The 19,794-nt window shown below is 53.7% G+C and carries 29 protein-coding genes and 1 pseudogene; 11 read left to right on the forward strand and 19 right to left on the reverse strand.

Features of this window, described 5'->3' with window-relative positions; translation table 11 throughout:
* Positions 1-124: 124 nt before the first annotated feature.
* From G7Y44_RS03215 to G7Y44_RS03265, 11 genes are all read right to left on the reverse strand, one after another.
* The gene (locus G7Y44_RS03215; protein WP_165247509.1) at positions 125-553 is read right to left on the reverse strand and encodes a single-stranded DNA-binding protein; all 429 of its coding nucleotides are present in this window, start codon (positions 551-553) and stop codon (positions 125-127) included.
* On the reverse strand, positions 550-873 hold the full coding sequence (gene mihF / locus G7Y44_RS03220) for an integration host factor, actinobacterial type (protein ID WP_165247511.1): 324 nt from the start codon (positions 871-873) through the stop codon (positions 550-552). Before mihF ends, G7Y44_RS03215 begins: the two co-directional genes overlap by 4 nt.
* A 2-nt stretch (positions 874-875) precedes the next feature.
* Positions 876-1,124: a hypothetical protein gene (locus G7Y44_RS03225; RefSeq protein WP_165247513.1), complete on the reverse strand. Its 249-nt coding sequence runs from the start codon at positions 1,122-1,124 to the stop codon at positions 876-878.
* Between the two features lie 136 nt (positions 1,125-1,260).
* The gene (locus G7Y44_RS03230; protein WP_165247515.1) at positions 1,261-2,460 is read right to left on the reverse strand and encodes a tyrosine-type recombinase/integrase; all 1,200 of its coding nucleotides are present in this window, start codon (positions 2,458-2,460) and stop codon (positions 1,261-1,263) included.
* Positions 2,461-2,931, reverse strand: a complete 471-nt coding sequence (locus tag G7Y44_RS03235) for a DUF3310 domain-containing protein (RefSeq protein WP_165247517.1) — start codon at positions 2,929-2,931, stop codon at positions 2,461-2,463.
* 289 nt (positions 2,932-3,220) lie between these two features.
* Entirely contained in the window at positions 3,221-3,427 is a 207-nt protein-coding gene (locus tag G7Y44_RS03240) for a hypothetical protein (RefSeq protein WP_165247519.1), read from the reverse strand.
* A gap of 311 nt (positions 3,428-3,738) precedes the next feature.
* On the reverse strand, positions 3,739-4,185 hold the full coding sequence (locus G7Y44_RS03245; RefSeq protein WP_165247521.1) for a Lin1244/Lin1753 domain-containing protein: 447 nt from the start codon (positions 4,183-4,185) through the stop codon (positions 3,739-3,741).
* Positions 4,169-4,528: a hypothetical protein gene (locus G7Y44_RS03250; protein ID WP_165247523.1), complete on the reverse strand. Its 360-nt coding sequence runs from the start codon at positions 4,526-4,528 to the stop codon at positions 4,169-4,171. The genes G7Y44_RS03245 and G7Y44_RS03250 overlap by 17 nt, the downstream gene beginning before the upstream one ends.
* Positions 4,525-4,923 carry a hypothetical protein gene (locus tag G7Y44_RS03255; RefSeq protein WP_165247525.1) on the reverse strand — a complete coding sequence of 133 codons (399 nt, stop codon included), beginning with the start codon at positions 4,921-4,923 and terminating at the stop codon, positions 4,525-4,527. Before G7Y44_RS03255 ends, G7Y44_RS03250 begins: the two co-directional genes overlap by 4 nt.
* A gap of 39 nt (positions 4,924-4,962) precedes the next feature.
* Positions 4,963-5,130 (reverse strand): hypothetical protein, encoded by a 168-nt coding sequence (locus tag G7Y44_RS03260; RefSeq protein ID WP_165247527.1) that lies wholly within the window; start codon positions 5,128-5,130, stop codon positions 4,963-4,965.
* A complete protein-coding gene (locus G7Y44_RS03265; RefSeq protein WP_165247529.1) occupies positions 5,117-5,344 on the reverse strand; it encodes a DNA-binding protein in 228 nt (75 codons plus the stop codon). The genes G7Y44_RS03260 and G7Y44_RS03265 overlap by 14 nt, the downstream gene beginning before the upstream one ends.
* A gap of 183 nt (positions 5,345-5,527) precedes the next feature.
* Between G7Y44_RS03265 and G7Y44_RS03270 the strand changes: the two genes are divergently transcribed.
* Together G7Y44_RS03270 and G7Y44_RS03275 are read left to right on the forward strand one after the other, a co-directional pair.
* Positions 5,528-5,983, forward strand: a complete 456-nt coding sequence (locus G7Y44_RS03270; protein WP_165247531.1) for a hypothetical protein — start codon at positions 5,528-5,530, stop codon at positions 5,981-5,983.
* 360 nt (positions 5,984-6,343) lie between these two features.
* Positions 6,344-6,535: a hypothetical protein gene (locus G7Y44_RS03275; RefSeq protein ID WP_165247533.1), complete on the forward strand. Its 192-nt coding sequence runs from the start codon at positions 6,344-6,346 to the stop codon at positions 6,533-6,535.
* 212 nt (positions 6,536-6,747) lie between these two features.
* Here the strand turns inward: G7Y44_RS03275 and G7Y44_RS03280 are convergent, their stop codons facing one another.
* A complete protein-coding gene (locus tag G7Y44_RS03280) occupies positions 6,748-7,020 on the reverse strand; it encodes a hypothetical protein (RefSeq protein WP_165247535.1) in 273 nt (90 codons plus the stop codon).
* A gap of 20 nt (positions 7,021-7,040) precedes the next feature.
* Positions 7,041-7,247 (reverse strand): helix-turn-helix transcriptional regulator, encoded by a 207-nt coding sequence (locus tag G7Y44_RS03285; RefSeq protein WP_165247537.1) that lies wholly within the window; start codon positions 7,245-7,247, stop codon positions 7,041-7,043.
* Positions 7,248-7,379: 132 nt separating this feature from the next.
* Between G7Y44_RS03285 and G7Y44_RS10530 the strand changes: the two are divergent.
* The 6 genes and pseudogenes from G7Y44_RS10530 to G7Y44_RS03310 all read left to right on the forward strand — a co-directional run.
* Positions 7,380-7,553 (forward strand): annotated as a pseudogene (locus G7Y44_RS10530) (helix-turn-helix transcriptional regulator); the annotation flags it as partial.
* 42 nt (positions 7,554-7,595) lie between these two features.
* A complete protein-coding gene (locus G7Y44_RS03290) occupies positions 7,596-8,021 on the forward strand; it encodes a LexA family protein (protein ID WP_241159162.1) in 426 nt (141 codons plus the stop codon).
* A 12-nt stretch (positions 8,022-8,033) separates the two neighbouring features.
* Positions 8,034-8,537: an NYN domain-containing protein gene (locus tag G7Y44_RS03295; RefSeq protein WP_165044614.1), complete on the forward strand. Its 504-nt coding sequence runs from the start codon at positions 8,034-8,036 to the stop codon at positions 8,535-8,537.
* Between the two features lie 240 nt (positions 8,538-8,777).
* On the forward strand, positions 8,778-9,920 hold the full coding sequence (locus G7Y44_RS03300; protein ID WP_165247541.1) for a tyrosine-type recombinase/integrase: 1,143 nt from the start codon (positions 8,778-8,780) through the stop codon (positions 9,918-9,920).
* A gap of 195 nt (positions 9,921-10,115) precedes the next feature.
* Positions 10,116-11,216: a branched-chain amino acid aminotransferase gene (locus tag G7Y44_RS03305; protein ID WP_256367726.1), complete on the forward strand. Its 1,101-nt coding sequence runs from the start codon at positions 10,116-10,118 to the stop codon at positions 11,214-11,216.
* Positions 11,217-11,257: 41 nt separating this feature from the next.
* Positions 11,258-11,623 (forward strand): histidine triad nucleotide-binding protein, encoded by a 366-nt coding sequence (locus G7Y44_RS03310; RefSeq protein WP_165044610.1) that lies wholly within the window; start codon positions 11,258-11,260, stop codon positions 11,621-11,623.
* 32 nt (positions 11,624-11,655) lie between these two features.
* Here G7Y44_RS03310 and G7Y44_RS03315 read toward each other — a convergent pair whose 3' ends face one another.
* Entirely contained in the window at positions 11,656-12,636 is a 981-nt protein-coding gene (locus tag G7Y44_RS03315) for a DMT family transporter (RefSeq protein WP_165247543.1), read from the reverse strand.
* A 163-nt stretch (positions 12,637-12,799) separates the two neighbouring features.
* On the opposite strand from G7Y44_RS03315, the gene ybaK reads away from it, so the two are divergent.
* Positions 12,800-13,279: a Cys-tRNA(Pro) deacylase gene (gene ybaK, locus G7Y44_RS03320; RefSeq protein ID WP_165247545.1), complete on the forward strand. Its 480-nt coding sequence runs from the start codon at positions 12,800-12,802 to the stop codon at positions 13,277-13,279.
* Positions 13,280-13,368: 89 nt separating this feature from the next.
* On the opposite strand, the gene G7Y44_RS03325 is transcribed toward ybaK, so the two are convergent.
* On the reverse strand, positions 13,369-13,842 hold the full coding sequence (locus G7Y44_RS03325; protein WP_371807454.1) for an RrF2 family transcriptional regulator: 474 nt from the start codon (positions 13,840-13,842) through the stop codon (positions 13,369-13,371).
* Positions 13,843-13,882: 40 nt separating this feature from the next.
* Positions 13,883-14,968: a HipA protein gene (locus tag G7Y44_RS03330; RefSeq protein WP_165247549.1), complete on the reverse strand. Its 1,086-nt coding sequence runs from the start codon at positions 14,966-14,968 to the stop codon at positions 13,883-13,885.
* A 408-nt stretch (positions 14,969-15,376) separates the two neighbouring features.
* On the opposite strand from G7Y44_RS03330, the gene nifS reads away from it, so the two are divergent.
* On the forward strand, positions 15,377-16,600 hold the full coding sequence (gene nifS, locus G7Y44_RS03335) for a cysteine desulfurase NifS (RefSeq protein WP_165247551.1): 1,224 nt from the start codon (positions 15,377-15,379) through the stop codon (positions 16,598-16,600).
* Between the two features lie 86 nt (positions 16,601-16,686).
* A complete protein-coding gene (gene nifU, locus G7Y44_RS03340; protein WP_441299685.1) occupies positions 16,687-17,124 on the forward strand; it encodes a Fe-S cluster assembly scaffold protein NifU in 438 nt (145 codons plus the stop codon).
* Between the two features lie 324 nt (positions 17,125-17,448).
* Here nifU and cysK read toward each other — a convergent pair whose 3' ends face one another.
* The 3 genes from cysK to G7Y44_RS03355 form a co-directional block, all read right to left on the reverse strand.
* Positions 17,449-18,378 carry a cysteine synthase A gene (gene cysK, locus G7Y44_RS03345; protein ID WP_165247553.1) on the reverse strand — a complete coding sequence of 310 codons (930 nt, stop codon included), beginning with the start codon at positions 18,376-18,378 and terminating at the stop codon, positions 17,449-17,451.
* Positions 18,379-18,548: 170 nt separating this feature from the next.
* Complete coding sequence (locus G7Y44_RS03350) at positions 18,549-19,259, reverse strand: thiamine phosphate synthase (RefSeq protein WP_165247555.1); 711 nt, start codon at positions 19,257-19,259, stop codon at positions 18,549-18,551.
* Between the two features lie 141 nt (positions 19,260-19,400).
* Positions 19,401-19,697, reverse strand: a complete 297-nt coding sequence (locus tag G7Y44_RS03355) for a thiamine-binding protein (protein ID WP_165044594.1) — start codon at positions 19,695-19,697, stop codon at positions 19,401-19,403.
* Between the last annotated feature and the right edge of the window lie 97 nt (positions 19,698-19,794).

The raw sequence follows: 19,794 nt of genomic DNA on the forward strand, positions 1-19,794 counted from the left end.
CGCACGGGGCAATACCTGATAGTGTGCCCGTCTTTTTCGTGATTGACCGCAATGTAATCCGGCCATTCCCATGTCTCCCAAAAGCCGTCAAGCGTTAAGTTATCGTGTAACATCCTCTGTCCCCCTAAAACAGCACGTCAGTGTCATAGATGTCCGATACGCCAACGGGTTGTTGCGGTTCAACCGAAACGGGTTGTTGCACCTCTTCGGACGCAGCTTGTAGCTCGCGCCGGGTGTTCATCAGATCAATATCGTCAACGATGATTTCAATCTTGCTTCGACGGTGCCCGTCTCTTTCATACGTTGACTGATGCAGGTGCCCGGCCAACGTGAGCTTGGAGCCCTTAGCAAGGTACGGATGCAGCGCTTCGGCACGCGAACCAAACATCACGCAATCAAGCCAACTTACTTCGTCTTGATAGCTGCCGTCCGCTTGTCTGCGTCGCTCATTGACAGCCACCGAAAAGCTCACAACAGCAAGTCCGCTCGCTGTATAACGAAGCTCTGCCGCCTTGCCAAGGTTGCCCGATACAGCACAGGTATTCAGGCTCATAGCGCCACCCCGTCAAGCTTCTCAATGAGCGAACGGGCTTGCCTAACACTTAGGCCACCAACGCGCCTATTGTCAGCAATGCCTATCATATCCATGAGCTCGCGCGTCTTTACAGTCCCGTATCCCGGATGCGCGCTTATCAGATGTTTCACGCGCATGCCGCTCGCTGCTTGGTCACCACGATCGGCAAGCATGATGACGTCATAAGCATTCATGATGCCGTTGCCAAGGTCTTTACGTATTTCGGCGCGGCGGTGGCGCAGCTTAAGCCCCTTCTCAAGGTTTTGCCTGCGGTCTGCGCTCGACAATACTGGAATCATTTTCAGCATCCTTTCTTTGATGACCGGTACGTGCCGGTAATCCCTAAACCCTTCAACGTGCGAATGGTGAATCTGACACTTTCTTCGCCATAGATAGTGAGAGTCTGTGCCGGAACGTCTATCTGATAGACCGTTTCCTCGCAAGCCTTGTCGAGCTTCCACTTGTCTTGCAAGGCTGCATAGGCGCGCTGCATCGACCCCGTAAGGTCGGGTCCTAGCGGCTCGCTGTATGGTTCACATTCAGCCGTCATTCGCACCCCTTTTCACGCTGTTTCTGATAATTACTTCTTATCTGATACCGTCTGTTTCCCGAGCCGTGCTTTTCTGCGTCGCACCTGCTGTTTTCAGGCGATGCGCAACCGGCTATCGAAAAGTGCCATTGCAACATCATTGCAACACCGCGCTAAGCTTCGTTGAAGCATCCTGTGCCGCTTGCTCAAAGACGCTTGCAGCGTATGCATCGCGCCCTGGCAGCACGTGTGCATAGATGCGAAGCGTGGTTGCTTCATCGGCATGTCCTAAGCGCTCACTCACCGTTTTCAGATCAACACCGTGCGTGAGAAGCCATGTGGCATGCGTATGGCGCAGATCATGGAAGGTGAAGCCTTGTGGCATAGCTAAGTTGCTAGCAAGCGTGGTGAAAGCGCGTGAGACAACGCACGGGCGCTCAAAGCCACCGTCATACGTGACAAGTGGTGAAGCGGCGCCAAGCGCCCCGCAAAACCGCTCACGCAGCTCAACAAACGCATCAATGGTGTGAATGTCGGTATCGGTAATGGCGATGTTTCTGCACTTGCGGCCTTTAGTCACATCACGCCTATAAGGCCGCTTTCCTTTTTCCTCAATGACGTTACCGCCAACGTGAATGTATTTTGCCGCCCGGTACACATCACGATCGCGCACTGCACAAACCTCGCCAACTCTCATACCGGTGCGAAGCGCCAGCCAGGCGGCGAAGGAATCAAGCGCTTTTCGGTACGAATCAGCATCAAGCTCCTGCGGGCTCAAAAGCGTTTTCAGTTGCGCATCGAGCACCTGAAAGTCACCAACAGCAAGCGCCTGGGCTTCGTGTCTTTCAGGCGTTGGCTTGTCAACGTTAATAAGCGGGTTGCTCTCACATATGCCAGCACGAACAAAGAACCTATAAGCACCGCGCAAGAAATCATGAACGTTGCGCACACTGTTGCGGGAAAGCCCCTGGCCACCCATTTCTTTTGGCATCATCAAGCGTTGCTCAAAGCGGTTAAAGTCATAAACTCGCAAATCGCGAGCATTGGCGGTTGTGAGGTACTTGCGTACATAGCGCGTGAACGTACCATAGCTTCGCGTGCTGTTCGGGCTTGCACCATTGCGGCGTCGCATGGCCGCATAATCGTCCAACAAGTCAGCAAGCAAGGCGCTGCGCACCAACCCATCAGCAGTAAGGTTTGCCGCCCAAGCGTCGGCCATGTCCTGCGCTTCTGCTTCGGTTTTGGCCGTATCAAACTGCTTGTAGGGCTGAATCGGTTTGCCGTCAGGTGTGCGCCCAAGATAAGGCCGCGCATACCAAACCCCGTCTTTGCCCTGTTTGACCTTACAGACGGTCATCTATTCCTCTAGTTCGTCAATCAGAAGATCAATACACTGCTTGCACTTTTGCAAATCCTGAATGCCGTTTTTCTTGTTCCAGCGCCACAGGTATTTGAAGGCACATCCCCACCAATAGAACACCATTGCTGGCAATCCATGATCGCCGAATCCGCTTGCGCCGCCAAAAGCCGCTTTGAGAGCGTCTTTGCACTCAACGCCACCGCTTGTGTAGTGAGACGGATACGTAACGTCGTTGCTTTGCAGCTGCGACGTTTCATCGTGTGATGCATTACTTGTGCAATACATAATATCGCCTTCAAACAGCACTTCGTAGGCGCAAACGCATTCGTACGGGTTGACGTGCCTGCACGGCATCAGATCATCAAGGCCGCACCCGCATTCAGAATCCGGGTTTGAAAGCCCGTCATACTGGTTTTCCTGCAACCACTGCTCAACCATATCGCGCACACAGGTGCCGTCTTTTCTCATAGAACCACCCCCAGTTTTCTTAGCCGATCGCCATACATCCGGCGCGCATCGCTCGATGGCGGGATTTCGTCCGGGTGCTTTTCGTCATGCTCAATGATTTCCTGGTACATATCGAATGCGATCTTCTCTAAGCTGTCAGAGCCTGTGCTGTGGCCCCGTTTTAGGTTCTCGTGGGTATCGCTACCACTTTGAGCACAAACGGCGCTGCTATGCTGTCTGTATGCCTTTGTAAGGCGCTTTGAAAGATTCGCAAGGTGCGTCATTACCGTCATACCTGCATCACATCCTTTCACAAATCGTCTTCGGCAAGCCCTTGCCGAATCTGTTCGACCTCTGCTTTGAATGAAGCGTCTGCTGACGTTTTCTTCACCGGCACGCGACTCTTGCACTTCCAGCACGGAGCGTCATCGGCGGTAAACCAGTCAATCGGATGAACTACGCCGCATGATGGACAGCGCCTTCGATCGATCTTGTTTTCGTAGTCACTGAACCACACTCCCAAACCTCCGATCTGTCCGATTGTGGAAAACTCTGTTGAAAACTTGCGGCAGCGAAAAACATGGCGCCGAATTCGAGCGAAAGCGATTTGCGTCGCAAAAGAAGAGGCAAGAAAAGAAAACTTACTTGTTAGTACATGCCACAAGTAACAATGTTTTGGTTTTGGTTTTGGTTTTGGTGTAACCAAAACCAAAACATTAGACCTAGACCTAGACATAGACCTAGATATTGTTAAAAGGTCAATTTCACTTTTATAAAACCTTAGGTTTAAGCATAGGTTTAAGCCCTGGTTTTTTTGCTTCCCGAAATTCATTGTTTGTTAGGCATTTCTTGTGCCGGTTTCGTTTTGCGTGGTCTGCCGCCCTTGTGCCCTCCTGCACGCTTTTTGCCAAAGGAAAGCGCGTTAGCGTGCATGCGTGGGTTTTCTAAACACCCGTTTTTGTCGGTCTGCAACAGCCCAATATCAAGCAATTCAGAAACGAAATCGGTTACTTCTTCAATGCACAAAAGGTCATCGAAACTGGCACCGTTTCCAAACTTCAGCACTGCGCCTAATATCAACTTGTCTTCGTCGGTTTCAAACGGAATCGTGTGGCCCCGAACCGATGCCAGATGCTCGCATAATCGCCACCAGCGCCCGTATCCGGCAAAGCCGCGCCGGATAATCAAACGCTGGCACTTGATGTCGCTTGCGGCGTTAGAATCGTGCGGGAAATACGCCATGCTTTCCGCTGCAAGATCACTCGCGCTCGGCATTGCCGCACCTAGTCTCATCATCTGTAGCACACACTTCTTCGTGGCTCACAACGTCTGTAGTCACGTCATACTGATATGAATTGAGCTTGCGACGAAGACAGTCCTCTGTCGCTTTTCTCATAGCTGCGCGAATCATGCTGTGATCGCGTGGAAGAGCAGGGTCACCAATAATCACGTATGCAAGCGCCAATCCTGTTTGTATGCCGGAAAGCAACGTGTCCCCATCGATCTTAATACTCTCACCTGTTACCTTGTTATAAGCATCGACATCAGCGCCGACGCTACCGAACATCTCTAGTGCTTGATAGATGTTCGTTTTTGCCTTCTCAGTTGTTGTAATCATTTCGTACCCTCTTTTCTGTCAAACATCGACCTGCGTGTTTCTATGCGCAAATCGGGGTGTTGCTCCAAGAGCCAACGCGATAGCAGCGGCGTTATGGTGTTGTTGATGATGTAGTGGTGCGCTTCTCCGTACTGGTCAACGTAGGGCACCGCCACAAGCGTGTAAGAGCTCTCATAGCGGGTGCGCTCGATCAGATACTTAGCAGACACCCGCAAACCGCGCCGGTGAATCGAGAGCGCCGTTAGCTCAATCTCATGCATCACCTTCGGGTTAGCGCGTCGCCATGCGTCGAACAACGCGCGGTAGCTTGCAGCCTTAAGCGGCACCGGTAACACAAACGCCCGCTCTTGCGCTATAACGGCTTCGACCGGCTGCGTGTAGTCATCAACGTTCATCGCCGCACCGTCCAGGCACCAAAACGGGCACGACACCCATCAGATCACACCCATCTCGGTAAGCATCACAAACAGCCCGAAGGCAACCATCAACACCGCCATACCGCGCCCCGCGCGCTCAATCTCAACATGCGTGCAATCATCGTTGCAACGGGCCCGCGGGCAGGTTTTCGCCCCGCGGCATTCCTGCACATCAAACCTTTCCACTGATTCCCTCCTGCATCCATTCGTCCACCCACTCCGGGCGAACAAGCTTTCCGCGCTTGCGACCCGGCGGCATAAACGAGCGCAGCCGAGACGATGCCGCTTCCTCGTAGAGCGTTGTCATCGGTACGCCGGTCACGGCGGACACATCGCCGAGCGTATACATGCACTTCTTGCGGATACCCGCTTCATCAACCATTTCCGCAAACGTCACCATGAACGTATCCTCTCCTCCGTTGGTTTCTTCTTCCGATAGCCCCGGTGTTCCCCGCTTGGCACCCATACAGGCGAGCGGGTATTAAGCGGAACCCTAAGTTTTCAAAGTGCAACCGAATACCTAGAAACGTGACGGCCTGTTAGAATTTGTCCTACACAACACGCCTTGTAGAAAGTGACGGTCATGGAAGAGCTGAACAAAGAAGAAGAAGTTGCTCTTCGAGAATTGCTTGAGGTATATCAAGACGGCGCTGACATTGACACCTTCATTAGTGACAAGCTGTTCCATGAACTCGCAGAGTATGGCGAACCTGACGAGATGGGCGAGCGCCAGATGATAGAGCTTCCTGGCCATGCCAAACAAAAGAGTATCTACGTCAGCCTTATCGAAAAGGGAATGCTTCGAGGATTCAGGCCATCCCGCTTCTCTTGGTACTTCGATGTCGAACTTACGAGCAATGGACGCTGCTACTTCGAAAACCAAAAGAAGCGTAAGAGCGAAGAACGCAAAAGGAAGTGGTCTGATCGCCGGTTTGCCATTTTTATGGCGCTTTTGTCATTTGCGCTTAGCGTTCTAGCGTCTTGGATCATCACGAACCGAGAAATCGATTCAGCATTGATGTCGCTGTTAGGTGGCTAACTACTGCTGACATCACAAACACAAAAGCGAAGTAGAGCACGATGTGATACCAGCGAAGCCCCCTCTTTTCACATTCCTCGGCGAACCACTTACAGAAACTTCTCATAGTAACCGCCTTTCCGGTCGCCACGTTTCCAGGTATTCAGTTTTCAAAGTGCGTGCCGAGCAGACACAGGCGCGGCATCGGGAGCAGCTTGGCCGTTGAGGGTTAGTCAGCTTTAACGCTTTCGCGCAGCCGCTCCACCGCTAAGGAGTCTCACGGCTGATGCCGCGCCTGTGTCTGCTAGACAGGAGTGCATCGTCAATTGGTAAAATCACCGGCATGACAACCGCATACAGCGCAACGGAAAAGAGGTGGATATGAACAGTGAAATAAGAGTTGTGTCAGATGAAGAAGCTATTGCTGCTGTCGTACAAAATATTTCGGAAGGGCATGTGCAAAGCGGCGAAATGGAGTACGAATGCCCAGAGTGCGGAAAGCCCATCAAGATAACTGGGTTTACGAACGTCTGCGAGTGTGGCTTCATTCTCGATGTAACGATTGGTGAATAACTACGTTGATAGAAAGGCCCTCGATCTTTTGAATAAGCTCGTTGACCTCATTAATCTTCGTTTCGAGTTCACCGGCAAGCCTTGTTAGCTCTTCAATGCCTTCATGGTCTACAACCGGGGTAAGTTTCAAGGTAGCTCTGTTTCCCATAGAGGCTCCTAAATGTTGCGCTGTATGCGGTTGTCAAAGTCCCCTCGCTACTTGGCTTAAGAATCTACGATGCGCACACGGTGGCGCACCGCTCCTGGCGCTGCTTAATAACGCGATCGATGTCATCCATCACGCGCTTACCTGACACGCCGAACAAGTTTTCTATGAACTCTTGCTGTGTACACGCATGCACAGCTTGTGGCTTAACGCACAGCTTGAAGTGCTTCTCGCGGCAGTATTCCGGCATCACCTTGTTCGCGTTATTAATGCTGCGGAACAACTCTTCGGCATCGGCGGCAATGTCGATTGCCTTGCGGTAGAGCTTCTCGTTCTTCATGGGGGTTCTCCTTTACGGTGTTAGCTAACGGTTTTTCTCTCGTTCGAAACACCAATAAGCCAGTCGATATCACATCCGAATAGACCGCGCATCTTGATCATTTTTTCTTGAGGGATGCTGCCACCTGCTTCCCAGCGAACAACGGTTGACTTATCAACGCCGACTCTTTCTGCAAGTTCTGCTTGAGTCCAACCTCTGTTGTTGCGTTCCGAGCAGACACGGTTCATTACTTACCTCCTTACAAGCAATACTTGTTATTTACGAAGATTAACAAGTAGTGCTTGTAAATTCAAGTCCGTATATTGCATTGGTTCAAGAAATTCTTGTAATCTTACAAATATTCAGTGTTAGGAGTTGAAATGAGATACAAGAACCGCTTGTTTGAATTGCGTGGTGATCTCTCGCAAAAGGAGTTCGCGGAGAGAATAGGTCTAACCCAACAGAATTACGCTAATTATGAAAACGGGAAACAGGGCCTTAAATCTGACCTCATTACAAGAATATGTGAGACTTTCGGTTGTTCTGCAGAATGGCTTTTAGAGCTGGACGGAGCGAGACCAACCAGAGCGTACTCAATGCCCGTTTCTGGCATGGCCATGGGGCACGTTCCTCTTCTGGGGAGGGTTCATGCAGGAAAACCAAACGACCCTGACGAATTCGACGGAGAAACAGCTCTTATTCCCCAGTTTCTTATTGATGAAGACCCCGACACCTATGCTTGCTTATCGGAAGGCGATTGCATGAATAGGGTATATCCAGAAGGGTGCCTAATCGCCATATCGCCCAATCGTGAGCCACAAAACGGCTCGGTAGCTGTTGTAACCATAGACGGGCGCGACGCTGTAATGCGCAGAATGTATCGCACCACGCAAACCCTGGTTCTCTCGCCCGACAGTTTCAACCCCGAACACGAAGACATCGTCATACGAGCAACCGACGATCACATCATAGAATTCGGCGGCCGGGTTGTCTGGTTCCAATCAAAAGACGAGATGGAATGAAGAGATGACATCATGAGCAATATTGCGTACATAGACGGCCAGAATCTCTACATGGCAACTACCATGGGAATCGACCCGTGGCATATGGACATGCGACGGTTTAGAGTGTACTTGCAACAAAAATACCACGTAGACGAAGCGTACTATTTCATTGGCGCATTCGACGATTCCAAGATCGACCTGTACAGTTCACTTCAAAAAGCAGGCTATATCGTCATATGGCGCTTGCACGGCATTAAGCTCAAAAGCAACAAGAAGGGAAACGTGGACGTTGATATCACGTTTCAGATGATGCGAGACCTATACGAGCGCGGGAGCGAGTACGATAAGGTGCTGCTCGTTTCCGGAGATGGCGACTACTACAGAGTCGTGGAGTACTTCGATGAGAAAGACAAGCTAGAAAAGGTGCTTTTGCCCAATAGGCAGTTCGCTTCGTCGCTGTACAAGCGGCTAACACGCAGCAAGTGGGCCTACGTCGACACGCCAGATATGCGTGAGAGATTGAAAAACAGATGAGACGGGGAGCTAAGGTATTAACCGTCGCGGCCCGCCTCGTGTTGATACCTTTATGCTAGCAGACCTGCGCAATAAGTCAAACTCTTTTCTCCGTCTGTTTTAGAAAACTTGACAAGCGAAGGCGATGCTGGCTTAAGGACGATTCGAACGCAAGAATCCCCGCGCATATGGACGGCAACCCTGCGCGGGGAACAGCAAACACCCCTGCCGACGAATCGGAAAGGCACGGTGAATTGTAACATGGCTAATAAGAAACGCCGTCGTTCATGGGGAAGCGTCACAACTATTACCCGCGATAAGCATGTGTTACGGTGGATGGAAAACACCGAAAACGGCCGCAAACGCCGATCGCGCACAGTTCGCTGTAGCTATCGCGAAGCGTGCCAGGAACTCGCGCGTTTGCAAGTGGCACACGCCGACGATCGCCCGGTGCCAACTGTCGGAGAATGCCATGACGTCTGGTGGCTGCCCTGGATGCAACGTCGCATAGCCGATGGCCTGACAAAGCAAAAGACATTCGACAACTACGAGCTTAACTGGAAAACCCACGCGAAACAGCGCTGGGAAAATGTACCGGTCGATTCGGTAAAGCCGGTTGAAGTGCAAAAGTGGCTGCTCGAGTTGCCGCATGCTACAGCGAATGTTTCTCTAACCATACTCCGACGCATCTGCGACTTTGCCGTACAGTACGAGGTAGTTGAGTCAAACAAGTTCCGTATTTCATACGAGATACCTAAACAAAGCGCATACAAGAAACGTGGTGGCCTTCTTACGCTTGAACAAGCCGATGCAGCGCTTTCCGAGCTGCGCGGCTCCTTAGTGGAAGCACCTTTCATCCTGGCTTGCTTCGGCGGAACACGAACAGGTGAAGCGTGCGGGGTTCGTGCCGACGAAGTCACCTTGATAGAGCTTCATGGTGTGCGTATGGCGTTAGTTCCCATTGTTCGCATGGTGGGCGAAAAAGGATGCGATGCGACACCAGACGGCGTGCTTAAGAACGCGCAAAGCGTAAGAACTGCTGCTATACCCGAGCCGTACGGCACGCGGCTTCATGAGATAACGTGCGCCCTTCTATCCGACGGGCGCGAGTGGCTTGCCGACCGTGGCGACGGGCTCCCGCTGAACACGCATGCACTCAATCGCTTGTGGGAGCCTTACTCTTTGGCAGCCGACGTTCCATTCGCCAACTTGCGCAAATCATGGCGCACTTTCGCGCAATACGATTGGGGCATCGACTACGACACTTTGGAGCTTTTAATGGGTCATAAGCTTCCCGGAGTAACCGGCACACATTACCTAAAACCATCGCCAGAAAAGCTCGCCGAAGCCCTCGCGAAGGCGTACGCAAAATCAGGCTTCCATCGCAAAGTTCAAGCAACTTAGGATAAGTTAGGATATTTTACATTCAAGAATTACAAAATACCTGGTCAGAATAGGGTTAATATTACACGAAGTTAAAAGTGGATGAAATTCGCCGTGCTTGCGCTTCGCTTCGGTAAAGCAGGAGTAAGATGAGCGCGGCAACAAAGCGGCGGGAAAGACTCGACGGACGCTGCTCTGCGCCGCCTACACGGTGCATTGCTCTACCCATGCCCTTCCCACCCATGCAAGCACAAAGGTTTTCATAAGGAGACGATACCCATGGAAAAGAAGAATCTGGACTGGGGCAACCTCGGATTCGCCTACATGCCCGCCGATTACAGCTACGTGTGCAACTACCGCAACGGTGTCTGGGAAGAAGGTGGGCTAACTACCGAGCACTCCCTCACGCTGAGTGAATGCGCTGGTATTTTCCATTACTGCCAGGAAATCTTTGAGGGCTTGAAGGCTTATACCGCCGAGAACGGTGACATTGTTTGCTTCCGCCCCGACCTAAACGCCCAGCGCATGGGCGATTCGGCGCAGCGTTTGTGCATGCCCCCCTTCCCCGAAGACCGCTTCGTGGAAGCCGTGAAAGAGGTCGTCCGCGCAAACGCCGCATGGGTGCCACCCTTCGGTTCGGGCGCCACGCTGTACATCCGTCCCTTCATGATTGCAACCGGCAACGTTATCGGCGTGAAGCCCGCTGACGAATACCAGTTCCGCATCTTCGTTACGCCGGTGGGCCCTTACTTCAAGGGTGGCGATACCGCCATCACCATCACCGTGGCCGACTACGACCGTGCTGCACCGCACGGCACCGGCAACATCAAAGCCGGCTTGAACTACGCCATGAGCCTATACCCGGGCGAGAAGGCGCATGCTGCCGGCTATTCTGAGAACCTGTACCTCGACTCGCAGACCCGCACCTACGTGGAAGAAACGGGCGGCGCGAACGTGCTGTTCGTGGATAAGCAAGGCGATCTGATCGTGCCGCAGTCGGCAACCGATTCTATTCTTCCCTCCATCACGCGCCGTTCGCTGGTTACGGTTGCCAAAGACTACCTGGGACTTACCGTCATCGAGCGCCCCGTGAAATTCGAAGAAGTGTTAAACGGCGACTTTGTGGAATGTGGATTGTGCGGCACCGCTGCGGTTATCTCGCCAGTGGGCCATATCGAAGCCGAAGGCGTTGATGTCACGTTCCCCGACGGCACAGAGACGTCCGGCCCCGTGATGAAGAAGCTGCGCGCCACGCTCACCGACATCCAAGCCGGCAAAATCGAAGGACCCGACGGCTGGGTCGTGAAGATCCTGTAACATCATACGCCCGCAACGCGCACGCATCGAAAGGACACCTTATGAGCAACGACTGCCTGTTCTGCAAGATCGTGGCCGGAGACATCCCGTCGGCCAAAGTGTACGAAGACGACCTGTGCTACGCCTTTGACGATATCGAACCCGAAGCGCCGGTGCACACCTTGGTGGTTCCCAAACAGCACTTCGACAACCTGCAAGACGGCGTTCCCACCGACCTTTTGGGACATCTGCTGTCCGTTGTGCCCGAAATAGCAAAGATTAAGGGCGTGAGTGAGTCGGGCTACCGTACTGTCATCAACACCGGCCCCGATTCCGCCGCCACCGTGGGCCATTTGCACCTGCACATTCTCGGCGGCACGAAGATGGGGCGTTTCACGTTCGAGAATTCCCAACGCGTGGAGGGTTAGGAAAACAATAGAGAAGACGATCGTGTGCAGGCTTATTGTGTGGCCTGCACACGATCGTCTAACCACGCAGGCACGCACTCACTCACCACAATGGCGGCGAACACGAGCACAAAGCCTGCCACCATAGAAGCAGTGAGCACTTCACCGAGCAACGCCACGCCGAACACCGTGCCGAATATCGACTCGGTCGCCAAGAACAGCGACGCCGACGAAGCGGGTATGTTCGCCACAGCGATATTTTGAAGACCAAGCGTGATGATGCTCGCCGGAATAGCCAGATACGCCAGCCCACCGATCATCCGCGCATCGAATGCCTGTGGGTCAAGCGGCACCCCAAACACCACGGCCCCGATAACTCCCATGACCCCGGCCACCAGGAATTGCAGCCCTGTTATCACCATGATGTCACATCCTGGCGCATATTTCGCCGTTGCCACCAGATGAAGTGCGCAGAAGAGCGCCGACACCAACGTGATGGCATCACCCCACCCAAACCTCGCGCCCTCCGTTGGCTGTAACGCAATAAGCCCTACACCGACAATACAGAGTACCGCCGCCAGAAGGCTTGTCGACGACGGCTGGATACGCTGCATAGCCCACGCCACAAACGGAACCATCACGCAGTACGTGGCAGTGAGAAACACGCTTTTCGACGCCGTCGTGTCCAGCAGCCCTGAGGTGTTACACAAATACGTTGCTCCCGTGAGTACACCGAGGATTATGCTGACGCGAACATGCTTCGCGTCGAAGTTCGCCTTCATGCGGCGAGCCATCACTGCACACAGCACACCGCCCGCAACCAGAAAGCGAATGCCTACCAGCCACGCTGGAGCAAGCGCATCTACGGAGTCTTTGATGACAATAGTTCCCATACCCCAGATAGCCGCAGCAAGCAGCAGCATGCAACCGTATCCCCAGTAAGGAATGCGGCTCTGCTTGGAAGGCGTGGCGGACCTGGGGCTCACGTCGTATGAAGAATGCGTCGCGCGGACGCTGTCAGATGTGTGCTTCATAGCAAACGATTGTATCAGACGCCGTGCAAGGTTTCGTTACTCCACCATCTACCCACGGCTCAATACCAGTGGTAAATACCGGTACGCAACGACAAAGCACAACAAGCCACGTCCGGCACGTTTTCCACCCCATACGGCACTTATGCGCTAAGATATTGGCACTATGACGAAACCAGATGGAAAAACCAACGCCATCCGCACACTCGATGCAGCGCACGTTGCCTACACCTTCCTTACCTTCGAATGCGACGGCGCGCTTGCGGGCACCGAGGTGGCAGCTAAACTCGGACAAGACCCCGACTGCGTGTTCAAAACCTTAGTCACGCAAGGGAAATCGGGGGAGTTTTACGTATTCATGATCCCCGTTGCTGCAGAACTCGACTTGAAGAAAGCCGCTGCGGCAGCTGGTGAGAAGGCTATTCATATGATCAAGTCACGAGATCTGTTACCGCTCACCGGGTACATTCACGGAGGATGCTCGCCTATCGGCATGAAAAAGCGCTTCCCCACGTTCGTCGACGAAACTGCCCAGCTGTTCGATCGCATCATGTTCTCGGGAGGGCGCATCGGTTGTCAGATCCAGCTTGCCCCCGATGATCTGGCAGTAGTGGTGCCGTTCTCATACGCCGATCTGACTGTTTAGAAAAACACGAAGACGAGAAAACACTGGTAAATTCCGCCAACCCTGCATTTACAGGGAGACTTTAATCAGTGTCTCCTTGCGAAGAACCGTCAGATCACATACATGTTCACATCGGCACCGCGTTCGAGCACGTCTTGCAACGTGATGCTCGCAAGATAGTCGGCCATAACGCGTTCGAGTCCGAGCCAGATGTCCTTCGACAGGCAAAAGCTATCGCGCGGACATGCGAGCGCGCCATTCGCGCAATCGAGAAGCCCCAGGCCGTCTTCGGTGGCTGTCATAATATCGGCGCAGGTGATTTGACGAGGATCGCGCGCAAGCTCGTAGCCACCTTGGTTGCCCCGTGTCACATGCAGCAGCCCTGCCGATACCAGCGGTGCCACCACCTGCTCCATATACTTCTTCGATATCTCCTGCCGCTCAGCAATGTCGCGAAGCGCCACACGACCTGCTCCCCAATGCTGGGCGAGATCGATCATGAGCCTCATTCCGTATCGAGTTTTTGTCGAGATCCTCATTCGAGCTCCCTCCTCGCTCACCACCCCGCCCCTCTTCTCGAGCATATCTTTGAGGCGAAGTGCGTTGTGGAAATGCGTACTTCGTCTACGCCAAAATATCAGTGATCATGCGGTCTTTCAGGCGGTTAACGGCGGCGAGCTTCCATGCGGGGTAGCCAAGGCCCGGATCGGTGTACTCGAAGTCCTTGAGCGCTATCAACTTCGCGCGAATACTGGGCGTAAGCAGCGCACGGGCTATGCTTACGAACGTTGTGCCGATCTTTGGCCCAATCATGCTCAGGTAAGTGTCGAAGTCATCGTACTCCATCATCATAGGCAGACATGCCATGTTCTGATCGAACAGCGGCGCCATATGCAAAATTTCGCCCGTGTCGTTGTCGACCAAAAAACCGTAGTTGCCCGCATGACGGTCGACATTGGCCGTGACGGCATCCATGACAACCATCTCACGAAAGCGCTCTTCTGAGTTATTGCGCTTACAAAACGCAAGCATATCCTCGATGTCAAAAGGTCCCTCAAAGAAGCGATGAGCCGACACGAATCCGACTTTTTCCGAGGTAAATAGGGGGCACTTGCTAGCAAGCTTGCCATGATAGTTCACAATGGTATAGGGAACATGATCGATGCTTGCTGCATCGAGTACATTGGATGCGAGCACCTCCGAATAGGGCTCAAACCCAGCGTTTGCATAACCCGACGATCCGCGCTTGAGGAGCGAGATTTCATTTCCTTCGCGAACCCAGCATTTCGCAAAGGAACCAGAGGTGGCGTACTCGGGCGAAGTGGGAGAATTCTGTCGGCCGTACATGCCGGTTCCGTCGAAAGCAATGCGTGCAATCACGTCGTCAAACGGATTGTGATACAGCGATACCTCGTTCCAAGAGATGTTCTCGTCTGCCCGCTTCATCCAGAACGTGTCAGTGAGCGAGAGACAACGTGCCATCGCAATAAAGTCGTGTCGCGTGGTAAGTCCTAACTCGCGCATGAGTTTTTCGATTGATGTGCGATGCTTGGCTATTTGACGCCCATCAATCCAGTCATTGATGTTCACAAACCCGTAAGGAAGATATGCGTCAAAACGCTCAATTACGCTGTATCGATAATCGTCGAGCTGTTTCTCTTCCCGATACGTTGCCACAACCACATCTTTGTTCATCAGCTGGTAGAGCATCAAGCACCTCCTCCACGTTCATCGGTCGACTTCTCATTATACTACCAGGCTTTCGTGTTTCGATTTCCTTGCTGAGGGATTGAGGAAGGGGTCATATGTCGGTCATGCATCCGTTGAGTGCGTAAGAGGCTGCTCTTGATGCTTAGAAAACCGAGCACGTTACTCAGAGAAGAGGGGGCAGGCATGCCGTGCTCACACAGTGCTCGCTTCGCTGCGCAACTGCGCGCGGCACACCTGCCCCCTCTTCTCGAGCGTTGCTTTAAGGCGAGGTGCATTGTGGGCATTGGGCTTGGTTTCACGTCCGTTCATCTAAAACCTACCATTTCACTTGACTATCGTTTCGGTCGAACGGTAATATTCCTAGTATTCTACTAGGAATACGAACTTGCATCTGAGAGGACCAAGCACATGAGAACTATATACCTCGACAACGCAGCCACCACGCGCGTTCGCGACGACGTACTGGCGGCTATGCTTCCCTTCTTCACCGAAGAATACGGCAACCCGTCATCCATCTACCAGTTGGGACAGAACGCCTCCGATGCCGTGGCCGATGCGCGCGAGACTATCGCGCACGCTATCGGAGCGAAGCCGAAACAGGTGTTTTTCACCAGCGGTGGGTCGGAGTCGGATAACTGGGCTATCAAGGGCACAGCGTGGGCAGCGCGAGATCGTGGCAACCACATCATTACGAGTACGGTTGAGCATCATGCTGTGTTGCACGCCTGTCAGGCACTCGAGCGCGAGGGCTTCGAAGTCACTTACTTGCCTGTTGACGCTGATGGCCTGGTGAGTGTACACGATTTCGAAGCTGCCATCAGGCCCGATACCGTACTCGCTTCCATCATGTTCGCGAACAACGAAATAGGCACGCTGCAACCCATACGAAAGCTTGCCGCCATCGCTCACAAACATGGCGTCATTTTCCACACCGATGCCGTGCAGGCACTCGGTCACGAACACATTGATGTGCGCGAACTTGGCGTCGATTTGCTGTCGGCATCAGCGCACAAGCTGTACGGCCCAAAGGGTGTGGGGCTGCTCTACATCGGCGCGAACGTGAAGCCGCGCAACTTGATCGACGGCGGACAGCAAGAACGCGGCCGACGCGCTTCCACCGAAAACGTGCCTGGCATCGTGGGTTTCGCGAAGGCAGTCGAACTTGCCTGCGCTGAACGCGAAGCTGAGCATAAGCGTCAAACCACGCTGCGCGACCATGCCATACGCCGCATCTTGGACGAGATTCCCTACAGCAAGCTGAATGGGCATCCCACGAAGCGTTTGGCGAATAACGTAAACATTAGTTTCGAATTCATCGAAGGCGAAGGTATGCTGCTGCAGCTATCGTTTCGGGGAATATGTGTCTCCAGCGGCAGCGCTTGTACGTCTGGCTCGCTCGATCCCAGCCATGTGCTGCTGGCCATTGGGCTTCCCCACGAGATCGCCCATGGATCGATGCGCCTCACTATCGGACGCGACACCACACGCGATGACATCGACTATACGGTTGACGCCCTCGTGCAAACCATCGCGAACCTGCGCGCGATGAGTCCGCTTTGGGAAGACTTCCAGGCGGGAAACGCAATCTCGATTATCGAAGAGCGCTTCTCTGGTATGGCTGCGCAGGAATAACGAACGACTCGCTTGCGGCTGCGTACTGCGTTCGCAAGCACGCTCAAATACAACGTAAACTCTCCCAGTGAACAGGAACACCTATCATGGCAATGAATTACTCCGAGAAGGTTATCGATCACTTCACCAACCCCCGAAATGTCGGCGAGATCAGTTGCGCATCTGGTTGCGGTACCGTCGGTAACGCGGTGTGCGGCGACATCATGCGTGTGTATTTGGATATCGACGACAACCAAGTGATTCGCGACGCGAAGTTCAAGACGTTCGGCTGCGGCGCGGCCATAGCCACCAGCTCTATGGCAACGCTGCTCATCAAAGGCAAAACCGTACAGGAAGCACTTGAGGTTACCAACAAGGCAGTCATGGAAGCACTCGACGGCTTGCCGCCCGTGAAAGTACACTGCTCTCTTCTGGCTGAAGAAGCCATCCATGCGGCACTGTGGGACTACGCCGAAAAGCACAACCTAACCATTGAGGGGCTGGAAAAGCCCGTAGATGACATCGAAGAGCTCGAGCATCACTAGCGCCAAGATCGCGAAAGACGCACGAAACAACAACGCCCTTACCTTCGCACAATCAGCGGAGATAAGGGCGCTTGTGTTACTTCGCACACGGTACGCGCGGTGCGCACAGGGATGAGCGAGGTGTACCGTATTCAAACAGTGCTCGCCATTCCCACAATACGCCTCACTTCAAAACTACGCTCCGAGAAGAGGGGCGGGGCACGCCGTGCTCACACAGTGCTCGCTTTGCTGCGCAACTGCGCGCGGCACGCCCCGCCCCTCTTCTCGGGAATGCGCAACTGCGCGCGGCACGCCCCGCCCCTCTTCTCGGAGCTGAACGTGTATTTAGAACCCGAACATCGCCGTGGTCAGGTAGCGCTCACCGGTGTCGGGTAATATGACCACGATCATCTTGCCCTTGTTTTCAGGACGCCGCGCGAGCTTCGCCGCAGCCGCTACGGCAGCACCCGACGATATGCCTACGAGCAGCCCCTCTTTGCCAGCCAACTCGCGTCCGACGGTAAACGCTTCTTCGTCTTCGATAGTAAGCACCTCGTCATAAACGCTGGTGTCGAGTGTGTCCGGCACGAAACCCGCACCAATACCCTGGATTTTATGCGCTCCCGCACGCCCCTGCGACAGCACCGGAGAGGACGCCGGCTCCACGGCAACCACCTTGATATCGGGGTTTTTCGACTTCAGGAAACGGCCCGCGCCAGACAACGTACCGCCGGTTCCCACGCCCGAAACGAAAATATCGACCTTGCCGTCGGTCGCTTCCCAGATTTCCGGACCGGTGGTTGCTTCATGGACAGCAGGGTTCGCAGGATTGGTGAACTGACCTGGAATGAACGAGTTCGGAATCTGCTCGGCCAGTTCGTTTGCCTTCTCGATGGCTCCCGTCATACCCCGCGCCCCGTCGGTAAGCACAAGTTCGGCACCGTATGCCTTCATGAGATTGCGGCGTTCAACCGACATGGTTTCAGGCATGGTGATGATGATACGGTTGCCACGCGCAGCAGCCAACGCGCACAGCCCGATGCCGGTATTTCCCGACGTGGGCTCGATGAGCACGGTGTCGTCGTTGACCAGACCAGCACGCACTGCTTCCTCGATCATGTTCTTGGCAACGCGATCCTTCACCGATCCAGCGGGGTTTACCAGCTCAACCTTGCCGATGATGGTTGCCTCAAGTCCGTTGTTGTGCTCAAAGTTGCGCAGCTCCAACAGCGGGGTGTTGCCAATCAGGTCGGCAACGCTTTGATACACGGTCATTGTGAATCCTCTCTTTCGTTTCAACAGCGAATACCAAATGTGCAAGCGAGTCCGATATTTGACCATCAAGCTAGCGATGAGATCAACAGCAACGTCCACACAGAGCACTCGTAACGAACGAAACCTGTTTAATAGCTGTTATCCTACTAGTTACCTAGGTTTTGTCAACTTTAATTGTCGCCTTCACGCGAATCTTCCGCACGCCATGCGTCTACCAGGCTTTTCGCTGCTTCATATGGGTCGGTGGCACCGCATACTGCCGACACCACGAAAAAGCCCGCCGCACCCGTGTTGCGCACAAGCGGCACATCGGCCAGCTTCACGCCGCCGCCAACCACAATAGGAACGGGACTTGCCTGCGCGAGCTGCCGGAGGTCATCGAAGTCTTTCGTGATGACGTTGCCTTGCGCATCCATGCCGCAATCAGGCTTCGTGGCAGTTTCGTGCAATGGCCCCACACCCAAGTAGTCGACCACACTCATGTCGGCAGTCTTCACGTACTCGAGCATCTCAGCCGTCCGAGCCGACAGTCCCACGATAGCATCCGGCCCCAACAGCTCACGACACACGTCAACGGGTATGTCAGATTGCCCCACATGCACGCCATCGACCTTCGCTCCTCGCGCCCGCGCGGCCAATGCCACGTCAACGCGGTCGTCCACCAAAAGCGCCACCTGTTCGCCCATACCCCGCCGAGCAATGACATCGGCAACAGCAACCGTGCAGTCGATAAGCTCGCGCGCCGAGCACTCCTTCGAGCGCACCTGCACACACGTAAAACCCGCGTCGATAGCCTGCCCCACCACGTCGGCCACAGCACGACCGTTTGTATTCTCGGGGCCTATCACCAGATAGGCAGAAATATCCAACGAACCTCTCATAGGTAAACCTCCCCTTCCCTTCTCTTCAATCCTGCGGCTTTGTGAGAGTGCATTACGGAAACGCTGATTAAAGAGTGAGAAATGTGCCAAAGGTCACACCTCATAGCACGCTCTCACCCTTTAACACTATAGAACACTCCGTTACTTCAGAATCGCGTCGACTTTCGCCACTTTCTCTTCCATCATATTCTCGAAGCCCGGGCGCACGTCGGCCTTTAGCACCACCTCGGTGCGAATACCCTTCTCTGCCAGCACGAACGTGGCATCGCGAACCACGCGAAACACCTCGTCCCATTCGCCCTCGATCTCGGTGAACATAGAATTCGTGCGATTCGGCAAACCTGATTCGCGAATAACGCGCACCACCTCGGCAACCTCAGCGGCAAGCTCGTCTCCCACACCTAATGGTGCAATAGCAACAGCAACAAGCGTATTCATAACATCTGACTCCTTTCATCATACCTTCATTTCCCCAAAGAAAGCTCGTACGCGAACGGCATACGAGCTTGGACGTCAACACTCTTCACAAGACTGC

The sequence above is a fragment of the Adlercreutzia sp. ZJ141 genome (assembly GCF_011038965.1).
Lineage (GTDB): Bacteria > Actinomycetota > Coriobacteriia > Coriobacteriales > Eggerthellaceae > ZJ141.